8 protein-coding genes are annotated in these 19,425 nt (G+C 70.8%); 5 read left to right on the top strand and 3 right to left on the bottom strand.

Features of this window, described 5'->3' with window-relative positions; translation table 11 throughout:
* Position 1: 1 nt before the first annotated feature.
* Complete coding sequence (locus tag NR810_RS17660) at positions 2-1,318, bottom strand: SPFH domain-containing protein (RefSeq protein WP_257453826.1); 1,317 nt, start codon at positions 1,316-1,318, stop codon at positions 2-4.
* Positions 1,319-1,475: 157 nt separating this feature from the next.
* Positions 1,476-2,534, bottom strand: coding sequence for a patatin-like phospholipase family protein (locus NR810_RS17655; RefSeq protein ID WP_257453824.1), 1,059 nt, complete (start codon positions 2,532-2,534; stop codon positions 1,476-1,478).
* A 59-nt stretch (positions 2,535-2,593) separates the two neighbouring features.
* Here NR810_RS17655 and NR810_RS17650 point away from each other — a divergent pair, with 59 nt between their 5' ends.
* Positions 2,594-3,772, top strand: a complete 1,179-nt coding sequence (locus tag NR810_RS17650) for a vWA domain-containing protein (protein WP_257453823.1) — start codon at positions 2,594-2,596, stop codon at positions 3,770-3,772.
* Between the two features lie 95 nt (positions 3,773-3,867).
* Positions 3,868-4,863 carry a fatty acid desaturase gene (locus tag NR810_RS17645; RefSeq protein ID WP_257453822.1) on the top strand — a complete coding sequence of 332 codons (996 nt, stop codon included), beginning with the start codon at positions 3,868-3,870 and terminating at the stop codon, positions 4,861-4,863.
* Positions 4,864-4,914: 51 nt separating this feature from the next.
* Here NR810_RS17645 and NR810_RS17640 read toward each other — a convergent pair whose 3' ends face one another.
* Positions 4,915-5,592, bottom strand: a complete 678-nt coding sequence (locus NR810_RS17640; RefSeq protein ID WP_257453820.1) for an HAD family hydrolase — start codon at positions 5,590-5,592, stop codon at positions 4,915-4,917.
* A gap of 323 nt (positions 5,593-5,915) precedes the next feature.
* On the opposite strand from NR810_RS17640, the gene NR810_RS17635 reads away from it, so the two are divergent.
* From NR810_RS17635 to pbpC, 3 genes are read left to right on the top strand one after another with little or no spacing between them, the layout of a single operon-like run.
* The gene (locus NR810_RS17635) at positions 5,916-11,210 is read left to right on the top strand and encodes a hypothetical protein (RefSeq protein ID WP_257453818.1); all 5,295 of its coding nucleotides are present in this window, start codon (positions 5,916-5,918) and stop codon (positions 11,208-11,210) included.
* Entirely contained in the window at positions 11,207-16,960 is a 5,754-nt protein-coding gene (locus NR810_RS17630; protein ID WP_257453816.1) for an alpha-2-macroglobulin family protein, read from the top strand. Before NR810_RS17635 ends, NR810_RS17630 begins: the two co-directional genes overlap by 4 nt.
* Positions 16,950-19,316: a penicillin-binding protein 1C gene (pbpC, locus tag NR810_RS17625; RefSeq protein WP_257453814.1), complete on the top strand. Its 2,367-nt coding sequence runs from the start codon at positions 16,950-16,952 to the stop codon at positions 19,314-19,316. Before NR810_RS17630 ends, pbpC begins: the two co-directional genes overlap by 11 nt.
* Positions 19,317-19,425: the final 109 nt, after the last annotated feature.

The following is a 19,425-nucleotide window of genomic DNA, read 5'->3' as shown; positions in this document are numbered from 1 at the left end:
CCTACTCCTCCTGGGTGGACGTCGCGGAGCTGGCCACGGCCTGGGACGAAGACGCGCCCTGCGGCTGTCCCAGCAGGTTGCCGGCGATGAACCCGCCCGCCTGCGGCGGCGCGATGATGACTTGAATCTTGTCGGACAGCTTGTCGGCGAGCGTCTTCTGGATGAGCAGCGGGTTGCGGGTGATGAGCTCGGCGTCGCGGGCGAGCTGCTCGGAGGCGGCCTTGCCGGTGACCTCCACGCGGTAGGCGTCGGACTCGGCGAGCTTGCGCCGGGCATCGGCCTCGCCAGCGGCCTCGATGCGGTGCGCCTCGGCCTCGGCGGTGGCCAGGGTGAGGCGGGAGACCTTGGCGGCCTCGGCCTCCAGGCGCCGCTGTTCGATCTCCTTCTCCTTGAAGGGGAGGACGTGGCGCATGGCCTCGGCCCTGGCCTTGGCGGCGATGACCTCCTCGTTGCCCGCGGCCTCGGCGGCCTTCTCGCGCCGGACCTTGTCGGCTTCGGCCTCCAGCGCGGACTGCTTGACCTGCTTGTCCTTGAGCTCGAGCGTGTAGCGCATTTTCTCCGCGTTCAGTTCCTCGGCGAGCAGCGCCTCCATGCCGGTGCGGTACTGCTGGGGCAGGTCCACGTTGCCCAGGGTGACGGAGCGGACGAGGACGCCATCGGCGGCCAGCAGGGGCGCGAGCTCCGCGGAGATGTCCTTCTGGATCTGGACCCGCTGGGTGGAGAAGATCTCCCGGACGGTGTGCTGGGCGAAGTGGCGGCGCAGCACGCCGTCGATGGCGGGCTCGATGATGTCGCGGCCCACGTTCTCCGGGAGCCGGGCGGCCAGGGTCTGGATGCGCGCCGGGTCGAGCACGTAGCGGATGTTGACCTCGACGCCGATGGACAGGCCTTCCACGGACTGGAAGGGGGCCGGATCCGTGGCGCGGGCGCTCCGGGTGGGCGAGTAGGTCTGGTCCTTCAGGCTGTAGCGGCTGAGCCGGTGCACCTGGGGCACCAACAAGGACCAGCCCTCGTGGAGCTCGGAGACGTTGCCGGTGAGCCGGTTGACCCGGATGCCCACCTCGCCCGGTTCGATCATGCAGACGGGCTGGGCGACCACCACCCCGGCCACGACGCCCGTCACCGCCAGCCCGGTCATCACCCGGCGGCCCCGCTCGGCGTAGATGAGCCACCGGACCCGGCTGACCATCCCGCGCGCGGCCTCGCCCGCCAGCGACAGCATCCTCGCGAGGACCTCGCCCCGCCTCGGCTCGTCCTGTCTCGGCTCGCTCTGCTTCTCTTCGCCCTGCTTCTCTTCGTTCTGCTTCTGCTCGTTCATGAGTGCCCTCTCTGGATGGAGGGCAATGCAGGACGGATGCCCGGCGGGCGAGCGGGTAGACACGGAGCCGGGGGGCGCGATGCGTGGTCGCGCGGACTCACCGCGTGGCTGGATGGACCCGGCGACGCGCACGCGGGTGCGTCAGAAAACCCACTGCTCACAGGGGCCGGATGCGTTCGGCCAGCCTCCCGCTGGCGAGCAACTCACGCAGCTCGTCTCCCATCCGCTGCCCCTCCGCCAGCACCTGCCGCCAGGCGCGGAGCCGCTCGGCATCCGGCAGCCGGACGAAGTCCTCCCGGTCCGGAATCTTCCCGTACGGCAGACGCGCGACGAGCTCGGGAGACGGAGAAATGAGCAGCGCCCGGCGGAAGTTGGTGGGGCCCGCCCGGCGCCAGCGCAGGGACTTGTCGAACCACCCGGGCACCACATACGGGTAGAAGTGCGGGTAGAGCACCAGGCCCTCACCCGGACCGAACGCCAGGTCGGGGTGGTAGTCGAGCACCCCTCCATCCCGGTACACGCTGGACCCGGCCCCGGGGATGCGCACCCCACTCAACACGAGGGGGATGGAGCCGGAGGCCAGCAGGGCCGGGCGCAGGTTCTCCCGCGTCAGGGGCAGGTGGACGGAGGGCAGGTCCGCGAGCCCCGTGAACGGGCTGGTGTCCCCCGCGCCGTGGAAGATGACCCGCTCCATCTGGAGCCCCAGGGTACGGCGGCTCACCAGGTTGCCCAGGGCGCCGAGCGCGAGCCCGAGCATCTGCACCTGGGGCTGCTCGCTGGCGGTGAGGCCCCGGCAGCGGGTGGTGATGACATGCAGCCGAGCCCAGGGGTGGGAGAGGATCTGCTCCTCGCCGTCCGGCCCCAGGAGCGCGTCCAGGATGCCCTGGCTGGTGGTGCTCACCAGCGAGGGAGGGGGCTTGGGCGGATAGCGCTGCTCCATATATGTCTCGGCGAACCGCTCCAGCGCCGCCACCGGATCCTTCTGGGCGAGACACGCCAGCCGCCAGCTTCCGATGGAGGAGCCGATGAGGTGGAGCGGACGGGTCCGTCCCTGGAGGAACTCCCCGAACAGCACCCGGTCGAGCCCGGCCAGCACCAACCACTTCGGTCCGCCGGAGGCTCCGGGGAGAACATCGATGTCGTCGGCGCGCAGGCCGCGTTCACGAATCAGGCGCAGCGCGTCGGGGCCCGCCAGCAGGGTGAGGCTCGAGGTCATGTCGGCGGGGGCCTATCAGCGCGGGAGATCTTTTTCCAAGGACGTTCGTTGAAACGCCCATGCTCAAATCCTCCCTTTTCTGCCTGGGCCTGCTGGCCCTGCCTGGGCTCGCGTCCGCGCATTCCAATCCCCCCACCCCGCCCGCGGCCCAGTCCCAGCCTCCCGTGTCGCCCGGGGCGCTCGAGGCGGCCATCTCCGCCCCCCGGGTGCAGCTCGCCCTGCTGCTCGACACCAGCAGCAGCATGAATGGCCTCATCGAGCAGGCCAAGCGCCAGCTCTGGACGGTGGTGAATGCCTTCCAGAACGCCCGGCGCGATGGGCAGTCGGCGCGGTTGGAGATCGCCCTCTACGAGTACGGCAACAGCGGGCTGTCTCCCGAGGGAGGCTACATCCGCCAGGTGCTGCCCCTGACCACGGATCTGGACCGGGTGTCCGAGCAGCTCTTCTCGTTGAGGACCAACGGCGGCGACGAGTTCTGCGGCCAGGTCATCCAGAAGGCGACGCAGCAGCTCGAGTGGAGCCAGTCCAAGAGAGATCTGAAGATCATCTACATCGCGGGCAACGAGCCCTTCAACCAGGGACCCGTGCCGTTCCAGACCTCCATCGCGGCGGCGAAGGAGCGCGGCATCGTGGTGAACACCATCTTCTGCGGCCAGACCGAGGAAGGAGCCCGCACCGGCTGGACGGACGGAGCCACCCTCGCGGGCGGACAGTCCTTCAGCATCAACCAGAACCGGGCGGTGGCCATGGTGGCCGCGCCCCAGGACGCGGAGATCGCCCGGCTGGGCGTGGAGATGAACAAGACGTACCTGGGCTACGGACGCGGTGGCGCGGAGGCGAAGAACCGGCAGGTCGCCCAGGATGCCAACGCCAGCACGAACATCGTGAGCGCCACCACGCGCGCGGTGTCCAAGGCCTCGCGGCTCTACGACAACGCGAACTGGGACCTGGTGGACGGCACGAAGACGGGCGCGGTGCGGCTGGAGAAGCTCAAGGACGAGGACCTGCCCGCGGAGCTGCGCGGCAAGAGCCTCGAGCAGCGCCGGGCCATCGTCGAGGCCAAGGAAAAGGAGCGCGCGGCGATCCGCGACCGCATCCAGCAGCTGAACCTGGAGCGGCAGAAGTACCTGGAGGCCCAGAAGAAGGCACCGGGGGCCGAGGGCAACGACACCCTCGACAAGGCCATCCTCCAATCCATCCGAACCCAGGCCGGCGCCCAGAGTTTCACACTGGAATGATGGTAGAAGGGGGGCCGCAATGACGCATGGCGTCGGACGGGACGGGTGTGACAAGCTGCGCGCCCCCCCGCTTCGTACGACCGTAAGGAGCTGTCTTGAGTCAGTCGCGCCCTCTGGAGTTTGCCCGTAGCACGGAGAAAGAGCCCCACCTCGAGCGAGCCCGCGCCATCCTGCGCGCGCACCCCGAGATCAAGGAGCTGTGCGGCCCCACTCGCATCACCGCCTTGTTCGTCCTCCTCCTGGTCGGGGGCCAGGTGGCGATCGCCTGGGCCCTGCGTGACTCGCCCTGGTGGGCCCTGCTGGCCACCGCGTGGCTGGTCGGCGCCTTCATCGACCACGGCCTCTGGGTGCTCATCCACGAGTGCACCCACAACCTCGTCTTCCGCAGCCCGCGCCTCAACGCCGCGCTGCAGCTCTTCACCAACCTGCCCATCCTGTTCCCGGCGGCCGCCTCGTTCCGCAAGTACCACCTCATCCACCACCGCTTCCAAGGGGACACGGAGCTGGACGCGGACCTGGCCACCCCCTTCGAGGCGAAGCTCGTGGGCAACACGTTCTTCGGCAAGGCCTTCTGGATGCTCAACTTCTGGGCCTTCCAGGCCCTGCGCGTGCCGCGCCTCAGGCGCGTGCCCTTCTTCGACCGCTGGTACGTGGCGAACATGACCATCCAGCTCGCCTTCATCGGCGCGAGTTGGGCGCTGCTCGGGCCCCGCGCGCTCGTCTACATGTTCCTCTCGTCCATCTTCGCCATCGGCCTGCACCCGCTGGGCGCGCGGTGGATCCAGGAGCACTACCTGGTCAAGCCGCCCCAGGAGACGTACTCGTACTACGGGCCCCTCAACTGGGTGGCCTTCAACGTCGGCTACCACAACGAGCACCACGACGTGATGCGCGTGCCCTGGACGCGCCTGCCCAAGGTGCGCCAGCTCGCCCCCGAGTTCTACGACTCGCTGCACTCCCACAACTCGTGGACGGCGCTGTGGCTGAAGTTCCTCTTCGATCCGTCCCTGTCGCTCTACAGCCGCATGACGCGCAGCGGCGGCTCGGGAGACGGTGCGGTGCAGGCCGAGGAGATCTCCAAGGCGGCGTGACGGGGACGAGAGCCGGGCGCTGTGAGGCGTGACATCGCCCCGGGGCCCGGCTCAACCATCCGCGGCGAGCGGCGACTCGGCGTAGCGCGTGAGCAGATCCTGCGGCGTGCCGAAGACGGCGAGCGCTCCGGCCGAGCGCAGGTCGTCCTCCGAGAAGCCGCCGCACACCAGCCCGATGCACCGCACCCCCAGGCGCACGGAGCCCTCCACGTCGTAGGGGAGTCCCGCGATCGCCAGCGTGTCGTCCGTGCCATCCAGCCCCAACAGGCGGATGGCCTCCGCGGGAATCTCCTCGTTCAGCCGGGAGTGGTCCACCTCGGCGTCCGTGGTGCGCGCGTCGATGAGGTCCTCCACCCCGAGCAGCTCGATGTAGTGCTCCAGCTCGTCGGGGTCCCCGGTGGAGGCCAGGGCGATGCGCCACCCCTCGTCGCGCAGGTGCCGGAGCAGCTCGGGCACCCCGAGGAAGGGCTTCACCCGCCCCAGGTACTGCTCGTGGAAGATGGCGCGGTGGTAGCTCGCCAGCTCCTCGGCGTAGCGCTCGTACTCGGCCTCCGGGAGGAAGGCGGAGAGGAACCGGTCTCCCTCGCGCGCCATCTGCGCGAGCACCCGGGGCAGCCGCACCTGACGCCCGTACCGGGCCAGGGCATCCTGCCAGGCCCTCGCACGCAACACGTTGGTGTCCACCAACGTCCCATCCACCTCGAAGATGATTGCCTTGGGCCCGCGCATCCTCACCCGAGCAAGCTGCGCACTCTGGCGGCCCATCGCCAAGACGTGGAGACCTCGGCCCACCCGGGACATAGGGGCGCGTCTCCCGAACCCACCGTTTGATGGGGCTCTCGCCCGCCCTCCCCCCTCCCCAGCGAGCGAGGGTGCTGTATCCCATGGCGTGGGGCCCGGGGAGCACCGTGGGCCATGGACCGCGACAGCGCGTCCGGGTGGCCACACTCCTCGTCCCACCGGGCCCCTTTGGGGTGGCCTGATGATTGCTGCTATGCAGAGGCGCATCTGGCCGCGCCCCTCCTCGCGCGGCGCCTCTGCCAGAGGCCCTCATGTTCCTCTCTCCGCTGTCGGTCTCCCTCCTGGTGCTGCACGCCGTCAGCCTCTCTCCCGCCTCCGTCCCGGCGCGAGGCAACCAGGAGACTCTCGTCACCCTCGACACGGCCTCCCGCGTGGTCATCACCGCGCGAACCCCCTCCGGCACCTCGTGCGAGCTGGTGGATCAGGTGCGCGGCCCCTTCGCCCAGGACGGCGCCGCCGGCCGCTCCAACTGCACGTTGGACCTGCTGCTGGACGCGGGCACCTACAAGCTGCGCCTCGCGTCGAACACCAAGGGCAAGGGCACCAAGGGAAAGGTGGACCTTCAAGCCGTTCCGTATGCCGAGGACAACGCCCAGCCGGTGCTGTTGGAGCCGGGCCGCGAGGTGCGTCAGGTGCTCGCCCCGCGCCACCAGGCCTCCTTCTGGCTGAAGCTCGACCAGCGCCAGCCCGTCAGCCTGCGGGTGTCCGGCCGCACCGCCGGAGACGTGCGGCTGTGGCGCAACGGCGCGTGGTTGGAGCCCGTCGAGATCAAGGACGCCTCCACCCAGCCCCGCGCCGGGCAACCTCAATATGAGTGGTGGCTGGAGACCACGCTCGAGCCGGGCAACTACCTGCTCACCACCTATGGCACCGCCCCGAAGGAGTGGACCGAGGGCAAGGAGGACAACACCCTCTCCGTGGCCTATGGCTTCCCGAAGGCGCCTCCGGAGCGCTCGCTGAGTGTCACCGTGCCGCCCTGGGGGATGAGCGCGGTGGAGCTGCCCTCGGGCCCCATCGCCATCTTCCTCTCCCGAGAGGGGGGCCAGTCCTCCAGCCGCGTGAGCCTCCACGGCCTCTCCAACGAGGGGGCCAGCAACGTCACCTCGGGCGCCGAGGCGGGCTGCCAGATCCAACCCAAGGCGCTCGTCCCGGAGTGCAGCGCGATGACGGGGAGCCCGGGCCGGCACGTGGCGCTCCTCCGAGGCGAGCCCGGCACGCGGCTGACGTTGCAGTGGGCGAGCCTCGAGACGGATGACACCTTCGCGGACGGCAACTACGGCCAGGGCGGAGTGACGCCGCGCTTCGTGGCCCCCTCCTCCGGAACGTTCCTGGTGGGGCTGCACGAGGTGCCCGTGGACGCGGACAGCGCGCCCCTGGGCTGCATGCTGGAGACGGCGGTCAACAGGGACTGGGTCCCCGTCGCGTCCGACGTGCTGGAGGTGGGCCCGGAGCGCCCGTTCCGCCGCGCGTTCAACTACAACGGCTCCACCGCCACCCTCTGGTTCCGGGTGACGCGCTCCGGACGCTACGTCTTCTCCACCAGCGGTGATCGCAGGAGCCGCTGCGAGCTGTACCTGGTGGACGGCGCCAGACGCACCCGGCTCATCGAGACGGACCCGAAGGCGGAGACGTGCCGCGTCCCCTACACGGCCGCGCCCGGCGTGTACGAGCTGAAGCTGTACGGCGGAACCCAGGGCATCGAGCGCCTCACCCTCGCCGCCGAGGGCCGCGAGCCCAAGGCGGACACGCCCACCAAGACGTCGTGTCTCATCCAGGGCGCGGAGCTGCAGCAGGGCCACACCTACCGTGTCTTCGCCAACCGGAGTCCGAGCAACTCCCTGCGCGGCCTCTACGTGCGGCCCTTGCCGATCGACCCCGTCTCGCCGCTGCCCGTGGTGCTCGATGGCACGAGCCCCGTCGAGCTGCCGCTGGCCCGGGGCGTCACCGCCGAGGTGCGCTCGTCCGGCGGAGAGCCCTTCTCGTGCGCCGTGGGAGGCAACCGGGTGGAGGCGCGTGACGGGCGCTGCCAGCTCCCGGCCTCGGGCGGGACACTCACGCTGTCCCAGCCGGGAAGCGGCTCCGTGTCCCTGCTGCTGCGCAGGCCCCCGCCACCACCCCAGGCGCAGCCGCCGCTGAGCACGTACTCGCCCACCTTCCCGCCGCTGCCCGCGCTCCAACCGTCCGAGCCCGCCTGGTTCGACTTCGATCGCGGCGAGTCGCACTCGCTCACCTTCGACGTCAAGAAGGAGGGCCTCTACCACGTGACGACGCAGGGCCTGCTGTCCACCCAGTGCAGCATCCGCACGCCGGTGGTGCCACAGGTGGGCAGCGCCTCGGGTGGAGGGCGTGGGCGCAACTGCCTCGTGTCCACCTACTTGCGGCCCGGCCGCTACCTGCTCACCGCGCGCACCACGGGCCAGAGCAGGGGCCGGGGGGCCGTGTTGCTGGAGCGCCGCGACGTGAAGACGGCCCAGGGCGTCACCGCCGATGGCGAGGCGTTCTTCCGCGTCGACGCGGGCGACCTCATCCAGCAGCGGCTCACGGTCCCCCGCGCCGCGGACTACACCCTCTCCACCGCGGCCCTGGGCGCGACGCTCCAGTGCCGCCTGGACGACCCGAAGGGCTGGCCGGTGGTGCCGGTGCCCACGGCCTGCGAGCAGCCGATGCGGCTGGCCAAGGGCACGTACCTGTGGACGCAGTTGCCGCTGACGGTGGAGTCCATGCGCCGCACCGCCCTGGAGCGCGTGGTCCCCCCGGTGGTGTTCAAGAGCAACAAGGTGCACCCGGTGCGCTTCAATGAATGGTACCGGGCGGACCTCGGCAAGGACGGCAAGGACGAATTCACCTTCGAGGCCCCGGCGCGGATGAGCGTGTTCTTCACGCTCACCCACGGCATGCAGGGCCGGCTCTACGCGGTGGCCTCGGACGGCGCGCTCAAGCCCGTGGATGTCATCGCCCCGCAGACGGCGTACGAGCCCCCGCCGCCGCCTCCTCCGCCGGAACCGGAGCCGGAACCGACGCCGGAGCCCGAGTACACGGAGTCGTCCGAGTCCTCGGAGTACTCCGAGAGCGAGGGTGGCGGAGAGGGAGAGGAGCAGCCCTCCGAGTCCTACGAGGAGGCCCCGCCCCCCGAGGAGGCCCCGCCCCCCGCGAACGAGGAGGAGAGCGCGCCGGCCGCGGTCGCGGAGCCGCTTCCGACGAAGGCGTCTCCACCTCCCGATGGACAGGCCCTCACGCTCGAGCCCGGACGCTACAAGCTGGTGGCGGAGCACAGCCGGGGCGACGTGGCCATCTCCTACGCGCTGTACCTGCGCACCGAGGTGCTCGCGCCGCCCATGGACAAGGACGTGAGCGCGCCCGGCCGCTACTCGCTGGTGCTGCCGGTGGACGGCACGCTGCGCCTGTCCACGCGTGGCAGCACGGACGTGCGCTGCCGCGTCTTCGACGCCGTGGGGCGGCTGGTGGTGGAGAGCGCGGACCATGGCGCGGACTGGAACTGCGCCATCGCCGAGCCGCTCCCCGCGGGGGACTACACGCTGGTGCTGGAGAGCCAGACACAGAGGCCGGGCTCCAGCCGTGTCTCCGTCGCGTTGGCCCAGGTGACGGACGCCGGGGTGCTCGCCGAGGGCGGCACGTTGGACGTGAGCACCGGTGTGGTGCGTGCCTCGCTGCCGCCCGTGCCCGCGGACGCGCTGCAACACGTGACCCTGCGCGCCAAGGCCCCCTTCTCGTGCGCGCTGGAGGACGAGCGCGGCGCGGTGGTGTCGCGTCGCATGGATGTCCGCGAGTGCCTGATGCTGCTGAAGCCGGGCACCTCGCCCTGGCGCGTGCGCGTCTGGACACTGGGCCAGCCCACCAAGGTGACCACCAGCGTGGCGGCACGACCGGCCACGAGCGCGCAGGTGTCCAAGCCGGGCCGCTACGAGACGGGCAAGGGTGTCTACTGCCTGCCCGCCTCGCAGCAGGGTCCGCTGCGGCCGTGCGGCCCCGAGTCCTCGCTGGAGGCCGGTGCCTGGGTATTCGGCGTACCGGGAGCCACCGGCGCGACGAAACCCTCCCTCGATGAGCGCGTGGACACGCTGGAGAGCTCCGAGACGGAGCGCGCCCCACTGAGCCGGGACGTGACGCTGCTGCGCCAGCGCTCGAAGAAGGAGGCCCTGCACCTGCTGAGCGTGAGCGTGCCGTTTGGAGACCCGGCCTACCCGGCCTGCCGGCTGGACGGCGGCGTGTCGCACCAGCGGAGCTCCACGTGCTTCGCGGCCACTGGCCCCACGGAAGAGTCGCTCGCGCGCTGGTGGACGCCCGCGATTGAGAAGGGCGAGGCCTCCGTCACACGGCTCGCCATTCCAGTCCCGCGCTCCTCAATGACGCTGACGCCCGGGTTGCAGGACCTGACCTGGAGTGGCGGTGCCTCGGTCCGCCTGGTGATGCCCGGCGAGCCGGCGCGCGTGCAGCTCTCGCTTCCCCAGGAGGCCTGGGCCGTGCTGGTGGACGGCAAGGGGACGGCGGTGGACCTGTGCTCGCCCGGCGATGCGCTCTCCCGCTGCGTCCTGAGCGGCTCGGGTGGCGCGGTGTTCGTCTGGTCTCCCACCGACTCCCGCGTGCAGGCGGAGGTCCTCGGGGTGGAGGCGGCGAAGCCGGCCGTGCCCCTCGCGCGCCTCTTCGAGACGCTCAACCGGGTGCCCGGCCAGCAGCTGCTGTCCTTCGACGCGGCGGATGGCGCACGCGAGTACCTGGTGACGGGTGCGGCGCGGTGCGTGGCCACGCTCGAGGATGGGACGCGGCTGGAGGGCTGCAACGCCCAGGTGCCGCCGGGCCGCCGGGGAAGTCTGCTGCTGGAGACGAACCCGGGCGGCCTGCGCGCGGTGCTCGCTCCGCCGGCTCAGCTGAACACGGCCCTGCTGCCTCCCTCCTCCAAGGGGAAGGCACCCGAGCTGCCCGCCGCACGCGCCCTGCGCCTCTCTGGCGAGACGGTGGAGCGCACCCTCACCCTGCCCGCGGACGCCGTCGTGCACCTCCGGGGCGACTCGGGCGTCTTCGGGCTCACCCGGGACGACACCGTCATCGCGGTGGCGGGCCTGGAGCGCGGTTTCGCCATCGACCGGCTGCTGCCGGCCGGCACCTACCGCCTGGTGGTGCGAGGCTTCGCGGGCCAGCCCCTCTCCGGCAACGTCACCTGGACGCATGAGCCGGTGAAGGAGCTGACCGAGGGCGTCTCCAAGGAGGACGGCTGGGTATCGCCGGGCCAGACGCGCTACTTCCGCTTCAGCACCGCCTCCCCCGGCCACGTGGGCCTCGGGTTGCAAGTGCCCGCCGAGCGGCTCGAGTGCACCGTGCTCGACACCGCCCAGCGTGTGCTGGGCGAGGGCTGCCAGCAGTTCCTCGCCCTGGACAAGGGCACGTACCTGCTCGCCATCCGCGCGCCCAGCACGCTGGAGCGTCCCCTCCCCTTCAAGCCCGTCCTCGTGGGACTCGCCGGCGCCAAGACGGACGTCCCCGAGGAGTACCTGCGCGACTTCTTCAATCGCATCGGAGCCAACCCGTGAAACCGCTCCTGAACTCCGTCCTCTGCCTGCTCCTGCTGCTCGCGGCCGCTCCCGCGCGGGCGCAGGAGTACCGTCCGGCCGACGAGAGCCAGCGCCCCGAAGGCGGGGGGGTGAGAATCCTCCCCGACCAGTTCCTGCGCGGGTTCGATCCGGTCACCGTCTACTTCCCCGACAACGTGGGGCCCGGCAAGCAGAGCGCCGACGATGGCGCGAAGCTGCTCGAGGTGAAGCCCTCGTGGCCCGGCCAGTGGTTCTGGGCGGATCGCAAGACGCTCCAGTTCCGCCCCGCCGAGCCCTGGCCCGCGCTGGCGCGCTTCTCCTTCGAGGCGCGCGGCACGCGGAAGATCCTCACCACGATGATGTCGGCGCCCTCGGAGATGTCGCCGTCGCCCGACAGCTCGGACCTGCGGCCCTTCCGGACCTTCACCCTCACCTTCCCCCAGTCGCTGCCGCTCGACGCGCTCAAGAAGATGCTGCGGCTGGAGGTGCGCGACCTGCCCGGCCTGGCGGACTCGCCCACGCGCGTGCTGAAGGACTGGACGCTGTCGCAGCTGCCGCGCGGCAACCAGCGCGAGCGGGCCGTCTACGCCATCACCCTCGAGGAGGACGTGCCCGAGGGCAAGCAGCTGCGCGTCAACGTGAGCCTCGCCCTGGGGGACGAGGACAAGGTGCTCTGGGTGGGCCGGCTGTCCACGCGGCCCGCCTTCCACCTTCAGCAGGTGCAGTGCGGCGGGAGCCAGTTCTCGCTGACGGGCGGGGCCTCCACGCCCCGGGACATGGCGCTCTCGTGCGGCAACCAGGGAGACCTGCCGCAGCTCGTCTTCTCCGCGCCGGTGGAGGGCCTCTCGCTCACCGCGCTGAAGAAGCTGGTGCGGCTGGAGCCCGCGGTGCCGGATCTGCATTTCCAGACGTACGGCACGCGCGTGGCGCTGCGCGGGAAGTTCGTGCCGGACACGCTGTACCGGATGCGCATCGGCGCCGCGCCCATCCGTGACGACAGCGACCGGCCCCTGAGAGATCCGGGCGACCTCCAGGTCTTCTTCCACCTGGACTTCAAGAGGCCCTTCCTGCGCTGGATGCAGTCCACCGCGCTGGTGGAGACCCGGGGCCCGAGCATGCTGCCGCTGCAGGGCTACGGCGACGCGCGCGCGGACGTGCGCATCTACCGGGTGGATCCGCTCCACCCTGGCCTGTGGCCCTTCCCCAACCGGCCCATCGTCATCAACGAGGAGAGCGCGCCGCCCTTCCCCGGCGAGGAGCCCGCGACGCGGCCGAACCCCGCCTACATCGGCGAGGACGAGCTGAAAGCGAACATCCGGCTGCTGGGCTCGCCGCTCGTCTCCACGCTGGTGGACCTGCCCCTGCCCAAGCGCGGCGGCACCACCACGTTCGGCCTGGACCTGGCGCCGCTGCTCAACCCGGTGGTGGGCAAGTCCCGGCCCGGCACGTACCTCGTGGGCCTGCGGCGGCTCACCGGCGCCCCCGAGCGCGCCTATGTCCGGGTGCAGGTCACCAACCTCTCGCTCACCACGGTGGAGGAGCGGGACGAGGCCGTCTTCTTCGTGCGCACGCTGGACGAGGCGAAGGAGGTCCGCGGCGCGCGCATCGTACTGGAGGGCCATCACCGCGTTCCGGACCCGAAGCAGAGGGAAGCGACACGCGTGGAGCCCTTCACGCTGGAGCTCACCACGGACGCGGCGGGCCGGGCGAACCTCGGCCCCCAGCCGAGCTGGGAGAGCATCGATCGCGTCTCCGTGCGCAATGGCGAGGACGTGCTCGTGTTGGATCCGCGCGAGGCCCCGGCGGCCTTCGCCAACAACCACTGGTCGGCGTCCTCGGGCTGGCTGGGATGGCTGACGCAGCAGACGCCGCCGCCGCCGAACGATGGACTGCGCGGCTTCCTCTTCACCGAGCGCCCCATCTACCGGCCGGGTGAGAAGGTCTACATCAAGGGCTTCCTGCGCAACGAGGAGGGCGGGGACTTCGTGTCCCCCGGCGACGCGAACCAGTACCTGCTGCGCGTGGAGGGCCCGGGCGAACGGCAGTGGCCGCTCCCGCTGGCCTTCACCGCGCTGTACGGCTTCTCCGCCGAGTTCCAGGAGAAGGACGTGCCCACCGGCGACTTCCAGGTCGTGCTGGTGGAGAAGCGCACGGAGCGGGTGCTCGCGCGCCGGGGCTTCAAGGTGGAGGCCTACCGCATTCCCACCTTCGAGGTGCAGCTCTCCAGCCCCGCCACGGTGCGCCTGGATGGGCCCTTCAAGGTGAAGGCGGTGGCGCGCTACTACGCGGGCGGCAACGTGGCCGGACAGCCCATCTCGTGGACCGTCACGCGGCGCCCCCACTACTACGTGCCCAAGGGGCGCGAGGGCTTCCTCTTCGCCTCCAGCACCCAGTTCGCGCGCGAGGGACAGAGCCGGGCCCCCGAGACGATGACGCGCAACGCGACGCTGGACGACAACGGCGCGGACGAGATGAGCGTCAACCCGGCGTTGGATCTGGACGGCTCGGCGCGCGTCTACCGCTTCGAGGCCACCGTCACCGGCGCGGACAACCAGCCTGTCTCGACGGCGCAGGAGGTGCGCGCGCTGCCGCCGTTCGTGCTGGGCATGAAGCTGCCGCGCTACTCGGACAAGCCGTTCACGCTGACGCCGGACATCCTCGCGGTGGGCGTGGACGACAAGGCGGTGAAGGGCCAGGAGGTGACGGTGCGCCTCTACAAGCGCATCTGGCACAGCCAGCTGCGCGAGACGCACTTCGCCACCGGCGAGGCGAAGTACGTCACCGAGCAGGAGGACGTGAAGCTCGCGGAGAAGCTCATCACCACCGAGGAGAAGCCCGTCTCGCCGCCCTTCGAGCTGAAGGAGTCCGGCGTGTACATGGTGGAGCTGGTGGCGCGCGACAAGCTGGGCCGGGTGCAGACGCTGTCGGCGGACCTGTACGTGGGAGGCCAGACGCCGATCGCCTGGCAGAAGTCGCGCCAGGGTGTCTTCGGGCTCACCCCGGACAAGGACGCGTACAAGCCGGGCGAGACGGCGCGCCTCATCATCCAGAGCCCCTTCCAGGAGGGCCGCGCGCTGGTGGTGGTGGAGGAGCCGGGCGGCAACACGTACACGTGGCACGAGGTGTCCGGTGGCAAGGCAGTGCACGAGCTGGCCATCCGGGCGCAGCACGTGCCCAACGTTCCGGTGCACGTGGCGCTGATGCGAGGCCGCCTGGGCGAGGGCGACAAGGATGACGCGCGCTACCGGCCGCAGACGCTCGGGGCGTCGGTGGACGTGAAGGTGGAGCCGGTGCGCAACCAGGTGGCGGTGGAGCTCAAGCACCCGGAGACGACTCGCCCGGGGGCCACCGTTCCCGTGGAGCTGACCCTCAAGGACGATCAGGGCAAGCCGCTGGCCGGCGAGGTGACGCTGTGGCTGGTGGACGAGGCCGTGCTGTCACTGGCGCCGGAGGGGACGCTCAACCCGCTCGACGAGCTCATCAAGGAGAACACGCGCGGCACCACGCTGCGGGACACGCGCAACAGCCTGGTGGGCAAGCTCTTCGAGCAGGAGGAGGAGCCCGGCGGTGACGGCAGCGAGGAAGAGGAGATGGAGGGTGGAAGCAAGCGCGTGGTGCGCAAGAACTTCCAGACGGTGCCGTACTACCAGGCCACGCTACAGGTGCCGGCGTCCGGCAAGCTGACGGTGCAGGTGCCGCTGTCGGACGACCTCACCAACTTCCGGGTGCGCGCGGTGGCCATCTCCGGGCTGCAGCGCTTCGGCTACAAGCAGACGGTGCTGCGCGTGCGGTTGCCGGTGCTGGTGCAGCCGCAGCTCCCCCGCTTCGTGCGCCAGGGAGACCGCTTCTGGGGCGGCGCGGTGGGACGGGTGGTCGAGGGCAGCGGTGGCCCCGGCTCGGTGGCGGTGAAGGTGTCGGGCCCGGCGGACCTCCAGCCGCTCAGTCAGAACGTGGAGCTGCAGGCCAACAGGGCCATGAGCTTCGTCACGCCCATCACCGTGAAGAACGCGGACGTGTCCGAGCCGCAGACGCTCAAGGTGCGGGTGGACATCGAGCGCAAGTCGGACAAGGCCGGAGATGCCTTCGAGGTGCAGCTGCCCGTGCTGCCGGACCGCTCGGTGGAGCACTTCGCGTACTTCGACACGCTGAAGGCGGGCACCACGCAGCTCAAGGCGCTGCCCGAGCCGGCCCGTCCGGGAACCGCCTCCCAGGAGGTGCTCATCACCTCCATCCCCGGAGTGCTGGAGCTGGTGTCCGGCCTGGAGTACCTGGCCGAGTACCCGCACGGCTGTCTCGAGCAGAAGCTGTCGCAGCTGTATCCGGACGTGGCGCAGGCGGCGGTGCTACGCGAGCTGACGGTGAAGACGCCCTTCGGCAAGCAGATCTCCGGGCACGTCCAGCGCATCCAGGAGGAGATGGGCCAGTACCAGGACGAGCAGGGCCTCTTCGCCTTCTGGCCGGGAGGACCGGGCGATGTGCAGGTGACGGCGCAGGCGGTGGAGTTCCTGGACGCGGCGCGGCGCGCGGGCCTGAAGGTGGACGAGAAGCTCCAGACGCGCGCGGTGGAGGGCCTCAAGCGCGTGCTGCGCAGCGACTACCCGGGGCTCGTGCAGGAGTGGCGGTACAGCCAGCAGATCTCCGCGCTGCGCGCCCTCACCCGCGTGGGCTCGCTGGACGAGCACTACCTCATCGACCTCTTCCAGCTGCGCGAGCGCCTGGACATCCAGAGCCTGGCGGACCTGGCCACCACCATGTCCGCGCAGCCCATGGTGTACCGCAACAACCTGGAGGTGCTGCGCAAGGAGCTGTGGGACAGCGTCATCATCAAGCTGAGCAAGGGCAAGCCCGTCTTCGAGGGGCTCAACTGGCGCCGTGCCTCGTGGGGGGACTACGGCTTCCTCAGCTCGCGGCCCTCCAGCGTGGCGGCCGTCTTCGAGGCGCTGGTGCGGCTCGACCCGGCCGAGCAGCGGCTCGACCAGCTGCGCGACGCGCTCCTCTCCTACGCGAACGCGGAGGTGGGCTTCGGCAGCACCTTCGAGAACCGCCGGGCCATCGCCGCGCTGGCGCTGTACATGGAGAAGGCGAAGCCCACCGTGCCGGACACCACCGTGACGCTGTCCTCGGGAGCCACGCTCCAGGTGGACAAGAACACGAAGACGGCCCGGGCGGAGGTGGCCAGTGACGCGCAGCTGTCCGCCACGGTGAAGGGCGGCCCGGTGGGCATGCGGGTCGAGGCTCAATACGTGCCGGCCACGCCAGGGGACAAGGTGACGCCGCTCAAGCAGGGCTTCATCGTCTCGCGTGGCGCCACCTGGCTGCACGCGGATGGCTCCGAGCAGACGCACTTCGACGACAAGGCCGGGGACGCGAAGGACCTGAAGGTGGGCGACATCCTGGAGCTGCACGCGCGCGTCGTCACCGAGGAGGAGCGCAACCACGTGGCGCTGGTGGTGCCCTTCGCCGCGGGCCTCGAGCCGCTCAACCCGGAGCTGGCGAACGCCTCGTCGGACGCGAAGCCGTCGCAAGCGGACTCGCTCACGCCGGCCTACGTGCAGCGGCTGGACCACGAGGTGCGCTACTACTTCCTGCGGATGCCGCGGGGCACGCACACCTTCCACTTCCGGGTGCGCGCCGCCACCGAGGGCTCCTTCGTGCACCCGGCGCCCTGGGCCGAGCTGATGTACCGCGAGTCGGTGCGCGGCCGCGGCGAGGGCCTGCGCATCCTCGTGAAGGGAGAGCATGAGAAGTAGGTGGACACGCGGGCGGGTGGTGGCCGCGCTCGTCCTGGTGGTGCTGGGAGCGGGTGTGTGGTTCGCCTCCAGCCTCCAGGACGGGCTGCTCACCTACGAGCCCTCGCGCCTCGTGCTGGACCGGCGGGGCGCGTACCTGGGCGAGGTGCCCGGAGCGGGCGGGGAGCTCGGCTACTGGCCGGTGCCCTACGTGCTGCCCGAGCGCATCGTCCAGGCCACGCTCGTCACGGAGGATCGGCACTTCTACGAGCACCCGGGCGTGTACCTGCCGTCGGTGGGGCGGGCCCTGTTGCAGAACGCGCGCAACCTGCGCGTCATCTCCGGGGCCTCCACGCTGGCCATGCAGGTGGCGCGGATGCAGACGCCCGGAGGGCGCCACCTCTGGCGCAAGGCGCGCGAGGCCGTGGAGGCGCTGCTGCTCGTGCGCGAGCACGGCCACGAGAAGGTGCTGCGCCAATACCTGGCCATCGCACCCTACGGAAACCGGGTGCACGGGGTGGTGCGCGCCGCGCGCCTCTACTTCGACAAGCCAGTGGAGGACCTGTCCTGGGCCCAGGCCGCGTTCCTCGCGGGCCTGCCGCAGCTCCCCGGGCGGATGAACCCGTACGCCGAGGATGGCCTGCGGCGGGCTCTCAAGCGCAGCCACCGCATCCTCCGCGCCCTGCACGCGCGGGGCGCCTTCTCGCACGAGGAGTTGGAGCAGGCACTGCGGGCGGACCTGGGCCTGGTGCCCCGGCCCCAGCGCATGCCGGAGGCGCTGCACGCGGTGCTGGAGTGGAGCGAGCTGGCCCGGGCCCGTTCCCAGCCCATCTCCACGGCCACGTTGGATCTGGAGATCCAATCGAAGGTGGCGCGCATCCTCCAGAGGAACCTGGACCGGCTCGATGGCGCGGGGGCGGGCAACACCGCCGCGCTGGTACTGGACACGGAGACGGGAGACATCCTCGCGTACGTGGGCTCCCGGGACTTCTTCAGCGAGGAGCACCGGGGGGCCATCGACTTCGTGAAGCAGCGGCGCTCGCCGGGCTCCACGCTCAAGCCCTTCATCTATGGACTGGCGTTGGAGAAGGGCATCGTCACCGCCGCCACCGAGCTGGCGGATACGCCCATGGACATGAGGACGGAGAGCGGCCGGTCCTATCTGCCGGAGAACGTCAACCACACCTATCTGGGGCCCATGCTGCTGCGCGAGACGCTGGGCAACTCGCGCAACATCCCCGCCCTGCGGGTGCTGGAGCAGGTCGGAGTGGAGCCGACGTTGCGCTTCCTCGCGAAGGCGGACGTGGGCGGCATCTCCTACGAGCCGGACCACTATGGCCTGGGGCTCGCGGTGGGCAACCTGCACGTCACCCTGGAGGAGCTGGCGAAGCTGTACCTGGTGCTCGCGCACGAGGGAGAGACGCGCTCCCCGAGGCGCTTCATCGACGAGCCGGTGGTGCCCCCGCGCAGGCTGATGACGCGCGAGTCGGCGCAGCTGGTGCGCCACATCCTCTCGGACCCGCTGGCCCGGAGGCCCACGTTCCCCTCGGGCAGCGCGCTGGACTACCCGTATGCCGTGGCGGTGAAGACGGGCACCAGCCAGGGCTACCGCGACGCTTGGGCAGTGGCCTTCAGCGACCGGCTGCTCGTGGCCGTCTGGGTGGGCAACCACGACTGGCGCCGGATGAACGGCCTGGGCGGACTGCTCGGAGCGGCCGGCGCGGTGCACGAGATTCTCGACGCGGTGATGCCCGGGTGGCGCCCGTACCGGCCCGTGCTGGACACCTTCCCTCCGCCCTCGGGCTCGCTGGCCATCGACGTGTGCCCGCTGTCGGGCCGGCTGGCGGGGCAGGACTGCCCCCACCGCAAGAGCGAGTGGTTCGTCCCGGGCACGGCCCCCACGGAGAGCTGCCCCTTCCACGCGCGCGTCCGGCTGGACCGGCGCAATGGAATGCGGGCGGGCCCCACCTGCCCGGAGCGCGAGGTGGTGACACGGGTGATGCTGGCGCTGCCGGAGGAGTACGAGCAGTGGGCGCGGCGGCAGCACCTGGACATCGCGCCGCTGCGGGAGAGCCCGCTGTGCCCGGGCCGGCCCGAGGAGTTGGAGCCCAGGGTGGCCATCCGCGAGCCGAGAGGCACGGTGCGGCTGCTCTACGATCCGGACACGCCCGCGTCGGCGTCGACGCTGCGGCTGGCGGCGGACGTGACGCCCAGTACGGAGCCCATCGTGTGGCTGGTGGACGGAGTGCCCGTGGCCACGGTGACGTACCCGCACGAGTTCCGCTGGAGCCTGAGGCCCGGCCAGCACGTCATCACCGCGGCCATGGTGCACCGTCCCCAGGTGAGCCAGCCCATCACGGTCGTGGTGGAGGACTGACACACGAGCTGGCCCCCAGAAGGTCCGCGCAATGGTTTGCACGTCCGCGAATCCACAGACAGGGGGAGCGAAAATCCTCAGATCTTGAGAAGAAATACCGGTGGTTGCC

Origin of the sequence: Archangium lipolyticum (assembly GCF_024623785.1) — a bacterium.
GTDB lineage: Bacteria > Myxococcota > Myxococcia > Myxococcales > Myxococcaceae > Archangium > Archangium lipolyticum.
This window is presented reverse-complemented; position numbering and strand designations above follow the sequence as displayed.

Coding starts and splice junctions, on each gene's coding strand:
- NR810_RS17660 (WP_257453826.1), bottom strand. CDS start 1,318: ATGAACGAGCAGAAGCAGAACGAAGAGAAGCAGGGCGAAGAGAAGCAG.
- NR810_RS17655 (WP_257453824.1), bottom strand. CDS start 2,534: ATGACCTCGAGCCTCACCCTGCTGGCGGGCCCCGACGCGCTGCGCCTG.
- NR810_RS17650 (WP_257453823.1), top strand. CDS start 2,594: ATGCTCAAATCCTCCCTTTTCTGCCTGGGCCTGCTGGCCCTGCCTGGG.
- NR810_RS17640 (WP_257453820.1), bottom strand. CDS start 5,592: ATGCGCGGGCCCAAGGCAATCATCTTCGAGGTGGATGGGACGTTGGTG.
- NR810_RS17635 (WP_257453818.1), top strand. CDS start 5,916: ATGTTCCTCTCTCCGCTGTCGGTCTCCCTCCTGGTGCTGCACGCCGTC.
- pbpC (WP_257453814.1), top strand. CDS start 16,950: ATGAGAAGTAGGTGGACACGCGGGCGGGTGGTGGCCGCGCTCGTCCTG.